16 protein-coding genes are annotated in these 17,433 nt (G+C 62.6%); 2 read left to right on the top strand and 14 right to left on the bottom strand.

The genetic code is table 11. From position 1 onward, the window contains the following. Positions 1 to 288: 288 nt before the first annotated feature. The 8 genes from AC57B6_RS30005 to AC57B6_RS30040 form a co-directional block, all read right to left on the bottom strand. The gene (locus tag AC57B6_RS30005) at positions 289 to 1,551 is read right to left on the bottom strand and encodes a dienelactone hydrolase family protein (RefSeq protein WP_028198961.1); all 1,263 of its coding nucleotides are present in this window, start codon (positions 1,549 to 1,551) and stop codon (positions 289 to 291) included. Between the two features lie 585 nt (positions 1,552 to 2,136). Continuing rightward, a complete protein-coding gene (locus AC57B6_RS30010; protein WP_028198962.1) occupies positions 2,137 to 2,586 on the bottom strand; it encodes a YchJ family protein in 450 nt (149 codons plus the stop codon). Positions 2,587 to 2,593: 7 nt separating this feature from the next. Then, a complete protein-coding gene (locus AC57B6_RS30015) occupies positions 2,594 to 3,724 on the bottom strand; it encodes an acyl-CoA dehydrogenase family protein (RefSeq protein ID WP_496422705.1) in 1,131 nt (376 codons plus the stop codon). A 36-nt stretch (positions 3,725 to 3,760) separates the two neighbouring features. Next, on the bottom strand, positions 3,761 to 4,438 hold the full coding sequence (locus tag AC57B6_RS30020; RefSeq protein WP_496422706.1) for an SDR family oxidoreductase: 678 nt from the start codon (positions 4,436 to 4,438) through the stop codon (positions 3,761 to 3,763). Positions 4,439 to 4,477: 39 nt separating this feature from the next. Next, positions 4,478 to 5,686 (bottom strand): acetyl-CoA C-acetyltransferase, encoded by a 1,209-nt coding sequence (locus tag AC57B6_RS30025; RefSeq protein WP_208647800.1) that lies wholly within the window; start codon positions 5,684 to 5,686, stop codon positions 4,478 to 4,480. Continuing rightward, complete coding sequence (gene can / locus AC57B6_RS30030; protein WP_496422707.1) at positions 5,664 to 6,455, bottom strand: carbonate dehydratase; 792 nt, start codon at positions 6,453 to 6,455, stop codon at positions 5,664 to 5,666. The genes AC57B6_RS30025 and can overlap by 23 nt, the downstream gene beginning before the upstream one ends. 98 nt (positions 6,456 to 6,553) lie before the next feature. Next, positions 6,554 to 8,383: a bifunctional isocitrate dehydrogenase kinase/phosphatase gene (aceK, locus tag AC57B6_RS30035; protein WP_144194720.1), complete on the bottom strand. Its 1,830-nt coding sequence runs from the start codon at positions 8,381 to 8,383 to the stop codon at positions 6,554 to 6,556. 22 nt (positions 8,384 to 8,405) lie between these two features. Beyond that, entirely contained in the window at positions 8,406 to 8,810 is a 405-nt protein-coding gene (locus tag AC57B6_RS30040) for a MerR family transcriptional regulator (protein WP_028198968.1), read from the bottom strand. A 188-nt stretch (positions 8,811 to 8,998) separates the two neighbouring features. On the opposite strand from AC57B6_RS30040, the gene AC57B6_RS30045 reads away from it, so the two are divergent. After that, positions 8,999 to 10,069: an MBL fold metallo-hydrolase gene (locus AC57B6_RS30045; RefSeq protein WP_106352066.1), complete on the top strand. Its 1,071-nt coding sequence runs from the start codon at positions 8,999 to 9,001 to the stop codon at positions 10,067 to 10,069. Positions 10,070 to 10,171: 102 nt separating this feature from the next. Here the strand turns inward: AC57B6_RS30045 and AC57B6_RS30050 are convergent, their stop codons facing one another. The 5 genes from AC57B6_RS30050 to argS all read right to left on the bottom strand — a co-directional run bounded on the left by AC57B6_RS30050 (position 10,172) and on the right by argS (position 16,318). Then, positions 10,172 to 11,758, bottom strand: a complete 1,587-nt coding sequence (locus tag AC57B6_RS30050) for an ABC transporter substrate-binding protein (protein ID WP_028198970.1) — start codon at positions 11,756 to 11,758, stop codon at positions 10,172 to 10,174. A 290-nt stretch (positions 11,759 to 12,048) separates the two neighbouring features. After that, complete coding sequence (locus tag AC57B6_RS30055; RefSeq protein ID WP_496422708.1) at positions 12,049 to 12,822, bottom strand: SDR family oxidoreductase; 774 nt, start codon at positions 12,820 to 12,822, stop codon at positions 12,049 to 12,051. Positions 12,823 to 12,837: 15 nt separating this feature from the next. Beyond that, the gene (locus tag AC57B6_RS30060) at positions 12,838 to 13,476 is read right to left on the bottom strand and encodes a thiol:disulfide interchange protein DsbA/DsbL (protein WP_028198972.1); all 639 of its coding nucleotides are present in this window, start codon (positions 13,474 to 13,476) and stop codon (positions 12,838 to 12,840) included. A gap of 183 nt (positions 13,477 to 13,659) precedes the next feature. Further along, positions 13,660 to 14,466, bottom strand: a complete 807-nt coding sequence (locus AC57B6_RS30065) for an SPOR domain-containing protein (protein WP_496422709.1) — start codon at positions 14,464 to 14,466, stop codon at positions 13,660 to 13,662. A 61-nt stretch (positions 14,467 to 14,527) separates the two neighbouring features. Beyond that, complete coding sequence (gene argS, locus AC57B6_RS30070; RefSeq protein ID WP_028198974.1) at positions 14,528 to 16,318, bottom strand: arginine--tRNA ligase; 1,791 nt, start codon at positions 16,316 to 16,318, stop codon at positions 14,528 to 14,530. A gap of 417 nt (positions 16,319 to 16,735) precedes the next feature. Here argS and AC57B6_RS30075 point away from each other — a divergent pair, with 417 nt between their 5' ends. Continuing rightward, complete coding sequence (locus AC57B6_RS30075; protein ID WP_035519500.1) at positions 16,736 to 17,062, top strand: DUF1840 domain-containing protein; 327 nt, start codon at positions 16,736 to 16,738, stop codon at positions 17,060 to 17,062. A 154-nt stretch (positions 17,063 to 17,216) separates the two neighbouring features. Here the strand turns inward: AC57B6_RS30075 and AC57B6_RS30080 are convergent, their stop codons facing one another. Further along, positions 17,217 to 17,411 carry a hypothetical protein gene (locus AC57B6_RS30080; protein ID WP_046570006.1) on the bottom strand — a complete coding sequence of 65 codons (195 nt, stop codon included), beginning with the start codon at positions 17,409 to 17,411 and terminating at the stop codon, positions 17,217 to 17,219. Positions 17,412 to 17,433: the final 22 nt, after the last annotated feature.

The following is a 17,433-nucleotide window of genomic DNA, read 5'->3' on the forward strand; positions in this document are numbered from 1 at the left end:
CGAACATCAAGGACGATGGTGCTATGGCAAGACGCCCATGCGTACGTTTCTCGACTCCCTTGATCTTGCCAGGGAGAAACTGATCCCTCACTGATCGGCTTCGTTACTTCGTTTCCCGACTACCTGTCAGATCGAGTCCAGGCTAATACAGCTAATAGACCACTAACACAGCAAGGAAAGGCCAAAAGACCAGAAAGGCAACGCCAAAACAAACCACAAACACAGCAAGGCAACGCCCAAAATCCAGATCAACAACAAACCGGCCGAGCAGGCCCCACCCCTTAACCCTCAATTCCGGCTAGCAATAGCCCCCTGCCCACCAGCAGAATCCGCCGTCTGCGAAGACCCAGCCCCTCCCCAAACAACGGAGTTATTAACCGCATACAACCGGCATGGCGCCGAACTCTGCTTCTGGCAATTAGCAATCGCCACCGTCATCGGATCATCGCCCCCTTCGGCCCACGACCACGCACCGGTATCCGACACAGCAAAAGCCCGGCTAGGATACTGATGCAGGAAATTCCGATACCCATTCCGGCCAGCTTCATCGACATACGGCACGGAATCGACCGCATCGACAGCAGCAAACCCACTCGCCTTAGGCATGGAAGGATCCGCCACGCGATACTGCACGCCGGTAGGCATCCCCACCCTGGCAAGGAAAGCCTCGACCGCAGGCCACCACACATGCACGCCATCACGATCGCCCACGAGCCGATGCGCGTCATTCTTGTAGTTGCCGAAATCCACCATCTTCGCGCTCGCACCGTGCGCGGCATACGCGGCGTACATGCCGGCCACCAGCGGCGCGGTCCACACCGAATCGTTATCGCCGTACAACCACAGCGAAGGCACCTTCGTTTTCTCGCCATACGCGCCGAACGCGCGCGTCAGGTTGCCCTGCCAGTCAGCGCATGCGTCCTGCCGCAAACCACCCGAGAAATTGATCAGCGCCCGCACGCCCGGTGCAGCGTCAGGCCCGTAAGCGATCGTCGCCAGACCGCCGTGCGAAGTGCCGGCCACCACGATGTGCGTGGCGTCAACGTAAGGCTGCTTCGACATGTAGTTGATCGTCGCGGCGACGTCGCCAGCCTGGTCGATACCGTTGCGCTCGACGTCGCAACCGTCCTGCTGATAAGTGCCGCCGGAATGGCCGAAGCCCTGGCGGTTCGGCGCCACCACCACATAGCCGCGACGCACGAATTCACGCGCGAACGGCAGCGGGTCGCTGCGCTCCTGCGTGCGCGGGTCGCCAGGAATCTTGCCGTGATTGAAAACGATCATCGGAAACGGACCCGGGCCGTCCGGCTTGTAGATCGTCGTTTCGAGCGTGATGCTGCCGGCAGCGTCGACCGGCACGCGGATGATCTGTTCGTTGAGACCGGCGGTGGGCAAATAGACGTCGTCGTCGAGCGCGATGCGCGGCACGTGCGCGCGGGTGAGAGGCCCTGCCTGGGTGTCGTCAAGCGGGTCGGCATGCGCGAGCGCGACAGCGCATATCGCCGTTGCACACGTCACCGCACACTTCGTCAGAACCTTGCTGAACACCATTGACGCACCTGCCTCAAAAACCTGCCCAGAACACCGTGATGCCTTGTCCGTCGAATGTCATCGCTGACAGTTGCCTTTCATCGGCGTTTTCGACAAACAAAAACACACTCGCGTACGTAGTGCGCTACGCGCACGCACGCTGATCGAGATCGCACGGGATGAACCCAAACGGCTGACGCGACCCCACGCGCCGATGATGAGCGCCACACATGCCGCCTGAAACCGCCGTCGAACCCTTACTGGTGGGCTATCGGCTGGAGTCTGCGCATTTTGCGGATTCGGTATGCACCTGTTCTCGCAATGTGACGTCACAAACCTACGGCCCCATCCTGGCACGACAATTTTGTTTTGTGCAATCAAGGAGAACCCGTGGCGCAAAAATTGCCGTCTGCGGAGCAGGGTCCTTTCGCCTTGGCGGCGCAGCAAAGCCGCCTCGCGGACGCTGCGTGGCTGTGCGAAGTAATGTGCTGCAACATACGCGCTGTGGCGTCGGGCCAACACGAAAAAAAGCCCTCGTTAGAGGGCCACATGTAATCACGACGCTCTCTGCGTCATTGCCTCGTGTAAGGGCAGGTAAGGCGCGGCTTATTCATTGACGTCACCGTCGACATAGCGCCAGCGTCCGTCGTCGCCGCGGACAAAGCGGCTCAGTTCGTGCAGCCGGTGAGCGCGGCCGCCGACCTTGTATCGTGCGACGAATTCAACGGTTGCATGCTGGGTGTCGGTTTCGGTGAAGGCCTTGATCTGCAGTCCGAGCCAACGCGGTGCGTCGGGGGCAGCAGGGTCGGCGTCGAGTTCCGCGGGGCAGGTGTGCGGTGCCCAGGTCGCCCGCAGGTAATCCGTTGCGCCCACAACATATGCGCTGTAACGCGAGCGCATCAGTTCGAGCGCGCGCGGCGCGGTTTCGCCGCCATCGATATAGCGGCCGCAACATTGCGCGAAGCGGGGCGGTTTGGCGCCGCTGCGCTGATCGGGCGCGGCGCCGCCGCATGGGCAGTCGGAAGGTCGTTGCATCGACAACAATGGCTTGATCATCAGACGTTCAGGCAAGACCGCGCGCGATCAGGATTTTCTGGATGTCACTGGTGCCTTCGTAAATCTGGCACACGCGCACATCGCGGTAGATGCGCTCGACCGGGAAGTCGTTCAGATAACCGTAGCCGCCATGGATCTGCAAGGCCGCCGAGCAGATGCGCTCGGCGGCTTCCGAGGCGAACAGCTTCGCCATCGCGGCCTCGGTCAGACAGGGCTGGCCTGCGTCCTTTAGCGACGCCGCGTGCCAGATCAACTGGCGGGCGGCTTCGAGTTGCGTCGCCATATCGGCGAGATGGAACTGCACGGCCTGGTGCGAAAACAGCGGCTGGCCAAAGCTCTCGCGTTCCTTCGCGTAGCCCAATGCCGCCTCGAACGCGGCACGCGCCATCCCGACGCTCTGCGCCGCGATTCCGATCCGTCCGCCTTCGAGCCCCGATAGCGCAATCCGATAGCCTTCGCCTTCCGCGCCAATCAGATTCGCGGCCGGTACGCGGCAGTCCTCAAAAATAATCTGCGCCGTGTCTGACGAATGCTGGCCGAGCTTTTCCTCGACTCGAGCAACGACGTATCCCTTCGTGTCGGTCGGCACGATAAACGCGCTGATGCCACGCTTGCCCGCCGCCTTGTCGGTCACGGCCATGACGATCGCAACGTCGCCGTTCTTGCCGCTCGTGATGAACTGTTTGACACCGTTCAGCACGTAGCTGTCGCCGTCGCGTGTCGCGGTGGTGCGCAGCGCGGATGCGTCCGAGCCCGCTTGCGGTTCGGTCAGGCAAAACGCGCCGAGCATCTCACCGCGCGCGAGCGGCGTGAGCCAATCGCGTTTCTGCGTGTCGTTGCCATAGGTCAGCAGAATGCTGCACACCGGGCAATTGTTGACGGAAATCGCGGTCGAGGTACCGCCGTCGCCAGCCGCGATTTCTTCGAGGATCAACGCGAGCGCCAGCGCGTCCATGCCGGCGCCGCCATACGCCTCGGGCACCAGCACGCCGTACGCGCCGAGTTCGGCGAGCTGGCGATGCACCTCTTTCGGAAAAATACGCTCGCGGTCCCATTGCGCCGCGTGCGGGGTGACCGCTTCGCGGACGAACGTGCGTACCGCGTCGCGGATCATCTGGTGATCCTGATCAAGCACCATGGCTCGGTCTCCTTTTTAGTCTCTCCAGGTGTCTTCTCACCAGTCGAGCGCCGTGCCGTCATATTGATAGAAGCGGCCGTTGAACGCGTCGTGCGCGGCGGCAGCCTGTGCGAGCACTTCGCGCATGCCGGTCACGCTGCGCGCAGGATCGATCGCCGCCTGCGCGCCGCCCATGTCGGTGCGCACCCAACCCGGGTGCAGCGAAATACACGTGGCGCGTGTGGTAGTGAGCGAGGCGACTTTCAGCGCGTCGTTGAGCGCCGCCTTACTCGCCCGATACAGCCAGCCGGTCGTGCCGCTTGCGTCGCTGATGCTGCCCATCTTGCTCGAAATCACCGCGAACACGCCGCCGGCTTCTTCGACGAGCGGCAGCAGGATCGGCATCAGCTGCATCGGACCGCGCACATTGGTGTGCATGACCAGATCGAAGTCTTCAGCCGTGATGGTTTCGATGTCCTCGGTGTGCGGTCCGAACACGCCCGACACTACGACCGCCGCGTCGAGCCGTTCGCCGTCGAGCCGCCAGCCGAGCGCGCCGATTTCCTCGGGCTCGGTGACGTCGAGTGAGAAGGTCTCCGCGCCGAGCGTCTTCAGCGCGTCGAGCGCGGCGCCGTCGCGCGCGGTGGCGAGTACGCGCCAGCCGCTTTTCCTGTATTGCCGCACAAACTCCTGACCGATGCCGCGCGACGCACCCACGATCAACACTGTCTTCATCGAATCACCTCAAGCTTCAGAACGCCGGCAAACGGCGCGTCAAACCAGTTCGATACCCATCGCGGTCGCTTCGCCGCCGCCGATGCACAGCGTCGCGACGCCGCGCTTGCCGCCGCGCTGTCTCAACGCGCCGATCAGCGTGACGAGAATCCGCGCGCCCGATGCGCCGATCGGGTGGCCGAGCGCGCAGGCGCCGCCGTTCACGTTGACCTTGTCGTGCGGCAGACGGTGTTCCTTCATCGCCGCCATCGTGACCACCGCGAAGGCTTCGTTGATTTCGTACAGATCCACCTCGTCGGCGCGCCAGCCGTTCTTCTCGAACAGCTTGCGAATCGCACCGACCGGCGCGGTGGTGAACTTGGCCGGTTCCTGCGCGAAGGTGGCGTGGCCGACCACGCGAGCAAGCGGCTCGACACCGAGACGTTTCGCGGTCGATTCGCGCATCATCACGAGCGCTGCCGCACCGTCGGAAATCGACGATGAGTTCGCCGCCGTGACCGTGCCGTTTTTGCTGAACGCGGGCTTGAGCGTTGGAATCTTGTCGAGGTTCGCTTTGAACGGCTGCTCGTCGTGGTCGATGGTCACGTCACCCTTGCGGCTTTCCACCTTCACCGGCGCGATTTCCCACGTGAACGAACCGTCTTCATTCGCGCGCTTTGCCCGATTCAGGGACTCGACGGCGAACGCGTCCTGCGCTTCGCGCGTGAAGTCGAACGACGCCGCGCATTCTTCGGCGAAGGTGCCCATCAAACGGCCTTTTTCATACGCGTCTTCGAGGCCGTCGTAGAACATGTGGTCGATCACCTGGCCGTGGCCCATGCGCATGCCGTTACGCGCTTTCGGCAACAGGTAAGGTGCGTTGGTCATGCTCTCCATGCCGCCCGCGACGATTACGTCGACCGAGCCGGCGGCCAGCATGTCATGCGCGAACATCGCCGCGCGCATGCCGGAGCCGCACATCTTGTTGACCGTGGTGCTGCCGGTGGCGAGCGGCAAGCCAGCACCGAGCGCGGCCTGACGCGCTGGCGCCTGACCCTGGCCGGCGGGCAGCACGCAGCCCATGACTACTTCGTCGATCTGCTCCGGCTTCAGGCCCGCGCGTTGCACGGCGGCCTCGATCGCAACCGAGCCCAGTTGCGGCGCGGTGAGCGAAGCGAAATCGCCCTGAAATGCCGCCATGGGCGTGCGGGCCACACCGACGATCACGATCGGATCAGCTTTGGTATCACTCATGTTTGCCTCCTTCATGTTTGAGTTCCTCGATCACACCTTCGACGATGGCCGGCACGTCACCGAGCTGGGCCGCATCGGCGGCAGCCATGTCGCTGTCTTCCTTGTACGCGCCGCCGGCCGATACCGCGGCGAGGCAGTTCCTGTAGGTTGCATCGAGCGCCGCCGGGTCGTTGACGGTCATCCCCAGGTTGCGAACCTTGCCGTCGTGTACGCCATACACCCAGCCATGCACGGCGAGTTCCTGGCCGCGTGCCCACGCGTCGTTGACGATGGTGGTCCGGCATACGTTCATCACCTGCTCGATCGCGTTCAGTTCGACGAGGCGCCGATGCCGCGCCTCGCCGATCGGCCAATCCTCGATCAGCGCGGCATGCTTGGTGCGCACGTCCTGCACGTGATGCAGCCAGTTGTCCGCGAGGCCCACGCGCCGGCCATGCAGCGCTGCGGCGACACCCGAGCAGCCATAGTGGCCCACCACCATGATGTGCTTGACCTTCAGCAGATCGACGGCGAACTGGATGACCGACAGGCAGTTCAGATCCGTATGCACCACCACGTTGGCGATATTTCTGTGCACGAACACTTCGCCAGGCGGCAGGCCGATGATCTGATTGGCCGGCACACGCGAATCGGAACAGCCGATCCACAGATATTCGGGGGTCTGCTGATGCGCGAGGCGCGAGAAGTACTCGGGATCTTCGGACAGCTTGCGGGCCACCCACGCGTCGTTGTTGTCGAACAGGTGAGCGAGCGGATTGGCAGCGGGAGAAGCGTTCGTATTCATGGATGAGTCTGGGCGGTTGCTCGACCGATTGACCGGTCGATGTCGTATAAGGTTCGGACGATGCGGGCGGCACGTGAGACGCGATAGACGCGCCGGGCTCAAGCCACCCGCGCTGGGCGTTCGTCTGCCGGATTCTCCGCGTGTCCGGACGCCGTATCGGCGAATCGTTCCGGATAGCGGATGCAGAAACGCACACTGCTGTCGTACGGGAAAAAGTCGGGCAGTTCGCCTTTCAGAAGATGATCCTTGTGCCGTTGCCATAGCGCAGGATCGAAAAAGTCCGCGTGATGCTGCATGAAGGATCGGCGCACGCGTGGGTCGCCGAGTAAAAACGTGCCGTATGTCTCCGGGAAAATGTCGTGCGGGCCGACCGAGTACCACGGCTCGCCCGACATTTCGTCTTCCTCGTTACGTGGCGCCGGGACCGCGCGCACGTTGCAGTCAGTCAGGTATTCGATTTCATCGTAGTCGTAGAACACGACGCGGCCGTGGCGCGTCACGCCGAAGTTCTTGTACAGCATGTCGCCTGGGAAGATGTTCGCCTGCATCAATTCCTTGATCGCGTTGCCGTATTCCTTGATGCCGTGGTCGACGTCCTCGTCGCTGCCGTTCTGCAGGAACAGATTGAGCGGCACCATCCGGCGCTCGATATATAGATGGCGAATCACGAGGTTGTCGCCATCGTGTTCGATCAGGGACGGCACTTCCTTCTCGAGTTCGCGTATCAGCGCTTCGTCGAGCCGGGAAATGGGCAGCGCCACGCTTGAGTATTCGAGCGTGTCGGCCATGCGGCCCAGCCGGTCGTGCCGTTTGACGAGCTGATACTTTCCCTTGATCTTCTCGCGCGTGGTTTCCTTGGGCGGCGGAAAATGGTCTTTGATCAGCTTGAAGACATACGGAAACGAGGGCAGCGTGAACACCAGCATCACGAGCCCCTTGATGCCGGGCGCGATGATGAACGGGTCGCTCGAATGCTTCAGGTGGTGCAGCAGATCGCGATAGAACAGATTCTTGCCCTGCTTCTGCAAACCCACCGACGTGTAGATTTCCGCCTTCGGTTTGCCCGGCATGATCGTGCAGAGAAATTCGACGTAAGCCGAGGGCACTTCCATGTCCACCAGGAAGTACGAGTGCGAGAAGCTGAAGATGATCAGCAGCTGATCGCGTTTGAGCAGCACCGTATCGAGTGCCAGCACGCCGGGTTTCACATGGCGCAGCGGCACGGCGAACGGCAACAGCAGATCGCCGTTGATGATCCGACCGATGATGTATGCCGACTTGTTCCGGTAGAACAGCGACGAGAGCACGTGAATCTGAAAGTTGGCCGCTTCGTCGAACACGCCGAACGCGTCGTGGATCGTTTGCATGACGCACTCGACGTCGCGTGTCAGATCCTCGAACGGCGGCTCCAGCTGGAAGTTGGTGACGATGCGTTCGAGCGTCGCAGCGAGGCCGTCCTTGCCGGGGTAATACGCACGATAAGTCGGCTTTGCCGCCGGTTCGTCGTTCTCGATGTACTCGGTCGAAATCGCCGGGCGCACGAAAATGAAGTCGTTGTTGAAATACGAACGGTGCAGGATCTTGCAGCACACCGAATTGAAGAACGTCTCCGCGCACTCGGGCTGACGGTGCGTGGTCAGCAGACCGATGTAGTGGAGCTTGATCTGCTGCCACACTTCGCTGTCGATGTTCTCGGCGTCGTATTCGTCTTCGAGCAACTCGACGCATTCCTCGACGCGATCGTCATATGAGGTAATGCGCTCTCGCGCCAGGGTTTGCAGACCGTGCCAGTCGGCCGCCTCGAACAGCGTTTTGGCATGAATCGCCGCGTCGCGGAAAATCCGGTAGTGCCGATCAAACCCTTCGAGCATCGTCTGGGCGACGTCAAAGCCGATCTGGGACGACAGCAGTTTGGGGAAGTGATTCATGTCGAATTCGCCTGGTCGCGACTTACGCAGACTGGGTTCCGCGTGTGCCGCTTTCCAGCAGCGCACGCGCCTGGGCTTCGTATTGTGCGAGGTCTTCGAGCGTCGCGTTCAGATCTTCAAGTTGGCGTTCGAGCACATCGCGATGGCGCGACACCGTCGCAAGGAAGGCGTGCAATTGCGGCACGGTGTCGGTCGGTGATTCGTAAACGTCGAGCAGATCGCGGATTTCCGACAGCGTGAAGCCGAGCCGCTTGCCGCGCAGCGTGAGTTTCAGACGGGTTCGGTCGCGACCCGAATAAACGCGCCGCAAGCCGCTCGAACCCTCGCGGCTGGGCGAGAGTAAACCCTGGTCTTCATAGAAGCGGATCGCTCGGGGCGTGACGTCAAATTCTCGCGCGAGCTCGGTGATCGTGTATTGCGTGTTCATCGGGGCGTCCCGTGTCCGGGCAGAAAATCGGATTGAACGATAGAATCGACGTTTACGTTATCGTCAACCTGATCGAAACGCAACTAGAGAGCAATACGGCACCGGACTGTCCCGGCCGGGCCGCAACCACGCTGTGCGGCATCGCATACCTCGCCATGCCGGACGGCCGACGGAGGAAGACAAGCCCAATGAATGCACTCGAACATCAACTCGACTACCCGTTCAACGACACCATGCCCGAAGCGGGCCATGCGATGGAAGTCGCGCCCGGCGTGTTCTGGCTGCGCATGCCGCTGCCGTTCGCCCTCGATCACATCAATCTGTGGCTGCTACGCGATGAAATCGACGGTCAGCGTGGCTGGACGGTCGTCGACTGCGGCATTGCATCGGATGCGATCAGGGAGAATTGGGAGAAGGTGTTCGACTCCGTGCTCGACGGCCTGCCGGTGCTGCGCGTGATCGTCACGCATTGCCACCCGGATCACATTGGCCTCGCACACTGGATCTGCGGCGGCGGCGACAAGAAGCGCTGGAACGTGCGCCTGTGGACGACGCTGGGCGAATACATGCAGGCCCGCGTGATGGCGGCCGGCGACGGGTCGAATGCGGGCGGCGAGGCCGCGGCAGAGCATTTCGCGCGGCATGGTCTGAACGATCAGGCGTCGCTCGAGAAGCTGCGCAATCGCACGAGCTACTACGCGAGTCTCGTGCCGGCGATTCCCGATCAATATCGCCGTTTGCGTGAAGCCGACGGTGTGCAGATCGGCGGCAAGACGTGGCGGGTAGTGACCGGCTTCGGCCATTCGCCGGAACACTGCGCGCTGTATTGCGAAGAGACCGGCACGCTGATTTCCGGCGACATGGTGCTGCCGCGTATCTCGACGAACGTTTCGGTGTTCGCCATGGAGCCGGAAAGCACGCCGCTCGCGCTGTATCTGGAATCGCTCGGCCGCTACGAGACGATGCCCGAAGACACGCTCGTGCTGCCGTCGCATGGCAAGCCGTTCCGTGGCGTGCGTACGCGTATCAGGCAATTGCGTGAGCACCACGACGCGCGTCTGGCTGAAGTGCGCGAGGCCTGTGCGGAGAAGCCGCGGAGCGCCGCGGACATCGTGCCGCTGATGTTCAAGCGCCAACTCGACATCCATCAGATGACGTTCGCAATGGGCGAGGCGCTGGCGCACTTGCATCTGCTATGGTTCGCGGGCGAGTTGAAGCGCACGCAGGATGCCGATGGAGTGATCCGGTTCTCGGCGTGATCGCGTCGGCAGACTGACACGTCGATAAAAAAGCCCGATTGCGAATGACAATCGGGCTTTTCTTTGGAACGGGGCTTTTCTTTACAGCGGCGTGACGCAAGCTTACTGCACGGCCACCGCGCCGAAGTTCTGCCGTCCGAACGGACTGACGTGATAGCCGCTCACATTCGTGCGCGTGATGGCCGCTGCCGTCGGGTAACCCAGCGGAATCCACAGCGCCTGGTCATGGATGATCTGTTGCGCCTGTTCATACGCCTTCGCGCGTTTGGCCTGATCGGGCGTTGCCTTGCCGTCGGCGATCAGCTTGTCCAGATCCTGATCGCAGAAGCGCGCAAAGTTGATACCCGACTTAACCGCGTTGCAACTGAACAGCGGCGACAGATAGTTGTCCGGATCGCCGTTGTCGCCGGCCCAGCCCATGAACAGCGTGTCATGCTGACCTTGCTTCGCCTGCTTGATCAACTCGCCCCATTCGATCACCTTCACCTCGGCCTTCACGCCGATCTTCGCGAAGTCGGCCTGCAACAGTTCGGCGCCAGCCTTCGGATTCGGGTTCAGGACGCTGCCGTTCGGCCGCACCCAGATCGTCGTTTCGAAGCCGTTCGGATAACCCGCGTCCGCGAGCAGTTTCTTGGCCTTCACCGGATCGTATGGCCACGGCTTCACGGACTTGTCGTAGCTCCACGTGTTAGGCGGATACGGATTGACGGCCGGCGTCGCGGTGTTGTCGAAGATCGCCTTCAGATAAGTGGTGCGGTCGAACGCCATGTTCAGCGCGGCGCGCACCTTCTGGTTGTCGAGCGGCTTCTTCTGCGTGTTCAGCGCGACGAAGGCGGTCATGAAGGCCGGTGTTTGCACGATGGCGAGCGACTTGTCGCCCTTTGCTTCGGCGAGATCCTGCGGCTTCGGCGACAGCGCGATCTGGCATTCGCCGGCTTTCACCTTTTGCGCGCGCACCGTGGCGTCCGGCGTGATCGCGTAGATCAGGCGATCGATCTTCGGTTTCGGGCCCCAGTACGTTGGGTTCACGTCGTAGCGGATCACCGCGTCTTTGGTGTAGCTCTTCAACTCGAACGGGCCGGTGCCGATCGGCTTCGCATTCAGGTCGACCTGTTTGCCGGCCTTGAGCAACTGGTCGGCGTATTCGGCCGAATAGATCGAGGCGAAACCCATCGTCAGGATCGACACGAAGGTCGCGTCCGGGGCGTTCAGCTCGAACTTGACCGTGTTGTCGTCAACCTTGCTGATCGACTTGATGAGCTTCGGCAAACCCATTGATTGGGCGTGCGGGAAGCCGCTCGCGCCCGCCACCTTGTGCCACGGATTGCTGTCGTTGAGCATGCGGTCGAACGTGAAGACGACGTCGTCGGCGTTCAGCGGCCGGGTGGGCTTGAAGTAATCGGTGCTCTGGAACTGCACGTTCGGGCGCAGGTGGAACGTGTAGGTGAGGCCATCGGCGCTCACGTCCCACTTGTCGGCCAGCGAAGGCACAACTTTCTTCGCGGCCTCGTCGTATGAGACCAGCGAATTGAAGATAACGTCGGCCGACGCATTGGTCGTGACGAGCGAATTGAATTGCACGACATCGAAACCGTCGGGGCTCGATTCGGTACAGACGGTCAGCGGTTTGGCGAGCACGAGCGCGGGCGCCGTGAACAGTACGGCGGCTGCGAGCAGTTTGAAGCGCATAGGATCTCCCATAACAAGCGCAGTCAGGCAGTGCGTCTGGTTGTGTGGTTGTATTCCGTTGACGGGCGGCGACCGGTCTGGCCGTCGTCTTTATTGTGATACGTTTCCGGCGCCTGCGCATGGTTTGACGGGTGCCATCCACGCGCGCTTTGGCCTTCGCGAAAGCTTATCGAAGGGTGGTTGTGACGACAACAATTTAATCCGCATATCCATATGGATAGCGGATGCCGGCGTCAGCGCTCAGGAAGCGCCGCGCGCGTTTTCGTCGATATCGACGCACTGTGATCGATTTATTCGGTGACGGCGCGGGGCTTGCGTGGCGCACGTTCGAACGCGCGATCGTAGAGCCAGCGCGGCAGCACATGCAACAGCATGGCCGCAATGCGCATCTGCCACGGGAACACCGCAAAGGACGTTTGCCGCTCGATTGCACCCGCGGCCTTCATGGCGAAGCGCTCGGCGTCCATCAGGAACGGCATGGCGTACGGGTTGTGCTCGGTCATCGGCGTGCGGATATAGCCGGGCGCGATGGTGACCACGCCGACGCCCAGAGGGCGCATCTCGACGCGCAGCGCTTCCAGATACTTGAGCGCCGCCGACTTCGACGCGCTGTACGCACCCGAGCCCGGCAAGCCCCGCACTCCGGCCACGCTGGCAATGCCGACCAGCGTACCTTTCTTCGCGGCCACCATGGCGGCGGCGAACGGCTCGAAGGTGGCGACCATGCCGAAGTAGTTGATATCCATCACTTCGCGGAAGGTGCGCAGGTCGCCGTGCCCGGTGACCGCGCCGCGGCTGATGCCGGCATTGGCGATCACGATGTCCGGCAAACCATGCTGCGCGATGAACAGTGCGGCCGCTTCAGCGAGCGCCTCAGCGTCGCGCACGTCGACGGAATAAGTGGAGATGGAATTCTGCGGATGGGACTGCTGGAAAGCGGCGAGCGCGTCGCCGCGGCGGGCAACCAGGCCGAGAATCGCGCCGCGCCGCGCATATTCGGCGGCGAGCGCGAGGCCGATGCCGCTCGAGGCGCCGGTAATGAAAACCTTCAGGGGTGAGCTCATTCCGGCGCCTCGGCTTTACATCTTCTTGGCGCGAATCTGCTGCACCAGGTAGTCGAGCACCTGAATCGTGCCCGGCAGGCTGTTGGTCGCCGCCGGACCGGTTTCATACTTGCCCTGCACGGCCAGCGTCGGCACGCCGTCGATCTTGTAGTCGTCCATCAGCTTCTTGTCCTTCTGCAAAGCGCTTTGCGTCGAGAACGAGTTGTACGCGTCCATGTACTTCTTCGGATCGACGCCGTTCTTGGCGAGGAACTTGGCCTGGTCTTCCGGCGTCAGCAGGTAGTCCTTGTTGACGTGAATTTCATTGAAGACTTTCGGCGTGAGCTGCTGCGCGAGGCCGAGCGCGTCCAGCGCGTGGAACATTTTCGAGTGCGGAATGAAGTCGTCGCGGAAGGCGACCGGCACGCGCTTGAACACGACGTCCGGACCTTGCTTCTTGATCCAGGCCTCGAGGTAGGGGTCGAATTCATTGCAGTGCGGGCAGCCGTACCAGAAGAATTCGGTGACTTCGATCTTGCCGGCCGGCACGTCCGTAGGCTGCGGCGTGGCCAGCACGGTGTAGTCCTTGCCGGACACCGGCGCGGCCGGCGATGCATGCGCCGTGGCGGCAACCAGGCCCAGCGAGAGGAACAGAATGCTCAGCAGTTTTTTCATGTTGTGTTGACCCAAGTAGGCGATAAAGCGGTGGCGCCACGCAAATGCCCGTCACCGTTTTCATTGTCGGCTCAGACGTTCTAGTCCGTTGTGTTTGTCGATTGTGCTTGTGACACGCGCCGCACGTCGGGAGTTCGGCGTGCGGCGCGTTCCGGCAAAAATCGCCGTTTATTGATTGCCTGCTTATTGTTTCGTAAAGCGGATGACGGCGGTATCCACGCCCGCGTCGGACAGACGCTGACGGCTCGAATTCATGTCTTCAAACTTCGAGAACGGGCCGATCCGCACACGGTAGTAAGTGACGCCGCCGGCATCGCGCTGCGTGACCTTTGACTCGAAGCCCTGGAAGGCGAGACGCGCACGTTGCTGCTCGGCGTCGGCCGAGGTCTTGTAGGCGCCCACTTGCAGGAAGTAGCCCGTATTCGCATCACCCGGCGCCGGTGTCGGCGCCGCGCCTGAACCGGGCTTGGCGTTGGCAACCGTGCTCTTCGGCGCCGAGCCTGCCGCGGTGGCGGCCGGTGCGCTGGAGCCTTGCGGTTTCTTCGCCGTTGCAGTGGCCGTGCCGTTGTCCTGAGCGGGTTTCGGCGCGACTGCCGTGCCATTCGCGTTGTCAGCCGACGGCGGCACTTCGACGATCTGCGGTTCTTCCAGCATGCCGGACTGCGTCTGCGAATTGGTCTGGCCCGGGGCGGTGTTCGGCGGTGCCGGCTGCGCGGCTTGCGGCACGGGCTGGCCCGGCGTCTTGCCTTGCAGCGGACGGTTCGGGTCGTATTGCTGCGCCTGGCTCGCGCCGGTGTCGGGCGCCGCGGGCGGCGCGACCTTCGAGACAAACGGCGTAGGTGCGCGGGTGATATACAGCGCCACCACCACCGCGATCGCGAGACCGACGATCAGGCCCAGCACGATACCGAGAAAAGTCCCCCCGGTTTGTTTCGATTGCGATTGCTTTGTTGTCCGGCGTGGTTTTGCCATCGTATGAATCACCTGCAAAAAGAATCCTGGAACGGCCGTCGATTATAACGACGGCCGCGTGCATGTTGCGCCGGAGGACTTACATCTTGACGGGAGCAGAGACGCCGATCGTCGCGAGACCGTTGGCCAACACCTGGCGCGTGGCCGCAAGCAGCGCGACGCGCGCATTGCGCTCGGCGGCGTCGTCGACCAGCACGCGTTCGGCTTTGTCATTGTAGAACGAGTGGAATTCCCCGGCGAGGTCGCGCAGATAGAACGCGACCGCGTGCGGCGCGAGTTCGTCGGCGGCGTGCTCGAGCATGTCCGGGAACTCGGCGAGCTTGTTCAGCAAGGCCATGGCGCGTTCGCTGGTGAGCGGCGACACGTCGAGCTGGGCGAGCGTGCTTTCGTCCGTGTTATAGCGCGCCTTGCATTCGGCGATGACCGAGCAGATCCGCGCATGCGCGTACTGCACATAGTGCACCGGATTCTCGTCGTTCTGTTTCAACGCGAGGTCGATGTCGAACACGAATTCCGTGTCCGCTTTGCGCGAAATCAGGAAGAAGCGCACGGCGTCACGGCCGCGGCGAATCGTCTCTTCGTCAATCAGATCGATCGCTGCTTCCGAGCCCGGCGTGGCGCCGCCCGACCATTCGATCAGGTCGCGTACCGTCACGTAGCTGCCGGCGCGCTTGGAGATCTTCACCTCTTCGCCGTTGCGCATGACCGTGACCATCTTGTGCAGGATGTAGTCGGGATAGCCCTTTGGAATGCCGATGCCGAGGCCTTGCAGGCCGGCGCGCACCCGCGCGATCGTGCCGTGGTGGTCCGAGCCCTGAATGTTGATGACCTTGGTGAAGCCGCGTTCCCACTTGGCGACGTGATACGCGACGTCCGGCACGAAGTACGTGTAGGTGCCGTCGGTCTTGCGCATCACGCGGTCTTTGTCGTCGCCGTCGTCGGTGGTGCGCAGCCACAGCGCGCCTTCCTGTTCGTAGGTCTTGCCGGCGGCGATCAGCGCATCGACGGTTTTCTCGACCCGGCCTTCCTTGTACAGCGACGACTCCAGGTAGTACTGGTCGAACTTCACGCCGAACGCCTGCAGGTCCATATCCTGCTCGCGGCGCAGGTAGGCGACCGCAAAGCGGCGGATCGCGTCGAGGTTTTCGATGTCACCCGCGCCCGTCACGGGCTCGCCGTCGCTCGCGGCTACGGTGACGCCGTTCAGATAATCTTTCGCGATCTCGGCGATGTACTCGCCGTTGTATGCCGAAGCGGGCCAGCCCTCGTCGCCCGGAGCGAGGCCGCGGGCGCGCGCCTGGGTCGACACGGCGAGCGTGTGGATCTGCACGCCGGCGTCGTTGTAGTAGAACTCGCGGTGCACGTCATAGCCCTGGCTAGCCAGCACGTTCGACAGCGCGTCGCCGAGCGCGGCCTGGCGGCCGTGGCCGACGTGCAGCGGGCCGGTCGGGTTGGCCGAGACGAATTCGATCAGCACGTGCTTGCCGGCGTCGCGCTGCGAGCGGCCGAAGGCTTCCTTTTCAGCGAATACGGCAGCGATCACGGCCTGCTTGGCGGCCGCCGCGAGGCGCAGGTTGATGAAGCCGGGGCCGGCCACTTCGGCGGCGTCCACGAGGCCTTTTGCCTGCGGCTGCGCGAGCAGCGCGTCGACGATCTGCTGGGCCAGTTGGCGCGGGTTGGCGCGCAACGGCTTGGCGAGTTGCATCGCCACATTGCACGCGACGTCGCCGTGCGCGGCCACCTTGGGACGCTCCAGCGTGATCGTGGGCGAGACGAAGGCGGCTTCGGTCGCGCCTTGGGTTGCTTCAGCGACCTGCTTCACCGTGTCGGCGAGCAGTGTTTCGAGGGTTCGTTTATGTGCGGGCAGCATGCTTGTTGCGAGTCCAGTGAGGCAATCCGGTAATGCGGAAGAAGCGGCGGCCGCGCGCGACGCGCAGCCGATTCGTCAGAAGCGTGGAAAGCGGCGAAGCCCCGGCCGGTAGGCAGCCGGCACGTCGGAGCGCCGTCAGGCGCGCGGCGTGCTTGCCGCGAGGCTTGGCGCGCTTGTGCGCGGTTTCGCGCGATTTTGGCCAACCGCTCCGGCCGGCCACCCGCGCAACGCCGTACACAGCGCATTGCGGCGCGCTTTTCCGTTCAGACGGATTTTAGCAGGTGCTAATATGTTCAATGAGATGCCCACCAAGGGCCGTGGCCGCCGTGCCTGATCGGCGTGCCAACGCAAAGCGCGCGGGCGGCGAGTTTTGGGCGGCACGCGCGTCGATCCAACATAACGAAAAAGGGAACAGTCATGCTGATTACTTTTAAATGCCGGGCCTGCCCGGATGTGATGATGCTGGAGAATCTTGCACAGTACCTCGTCGGCATTGTCGGCAAGCGCCTCGGCGAGCGTGGCGTCATCATCCACGACGAACTTGACGTTGCGATCAGCAAACTCGAAGCGGCGATTACCTTCGACAAACAGGAACGTGCCGAGCACGATGGCCATTTCCACGAAGGTGAAGAGGGCCACGAGCATCACGAAATTCCACCGGGGCTCGCCCAGCGTGCGTATCCGTTCCTCGACATGCTGCGTGCCGCGAAGAAGGAAAACGCGGATATCGTCTGGGGTATCTGAGCCTGGCTTCGTCCGCCGGCGGTGGCGCTTGCAGCGCCAGGCGGCGCGGACCGGGTTGCGCCGCGCGCAATATGACGCATCAATGACAAGAGCCCGCATCTGCGGGCTCTTGCCTTTCACGGGGCTTGACAGCCCGTCTGCCGGGGCGGCCTGCTTACTGGCTGGCGCCGTCTGCCGGCGCTGCCATCGGTGCTGACGCACCCTTCTTCATTTTCTGCTTCTTGGGCTTCTTGACGTGCTTTTCGGTAGGCGGCGAATAGGAACTGACCGAGCTGGCGGGCTGGGCCAGCGCCACCGAGGCGCCTGCGGCGAGGGAAACAGCAGTCAATAACAGCGTCAGCTTCTTCATACGATTCTCTCCGTTGACGATT

The sequence above is a fragment of the Paraburkholderia sp. BGA-UO-ETr-F12 genome, assembly GCF_059567945.1.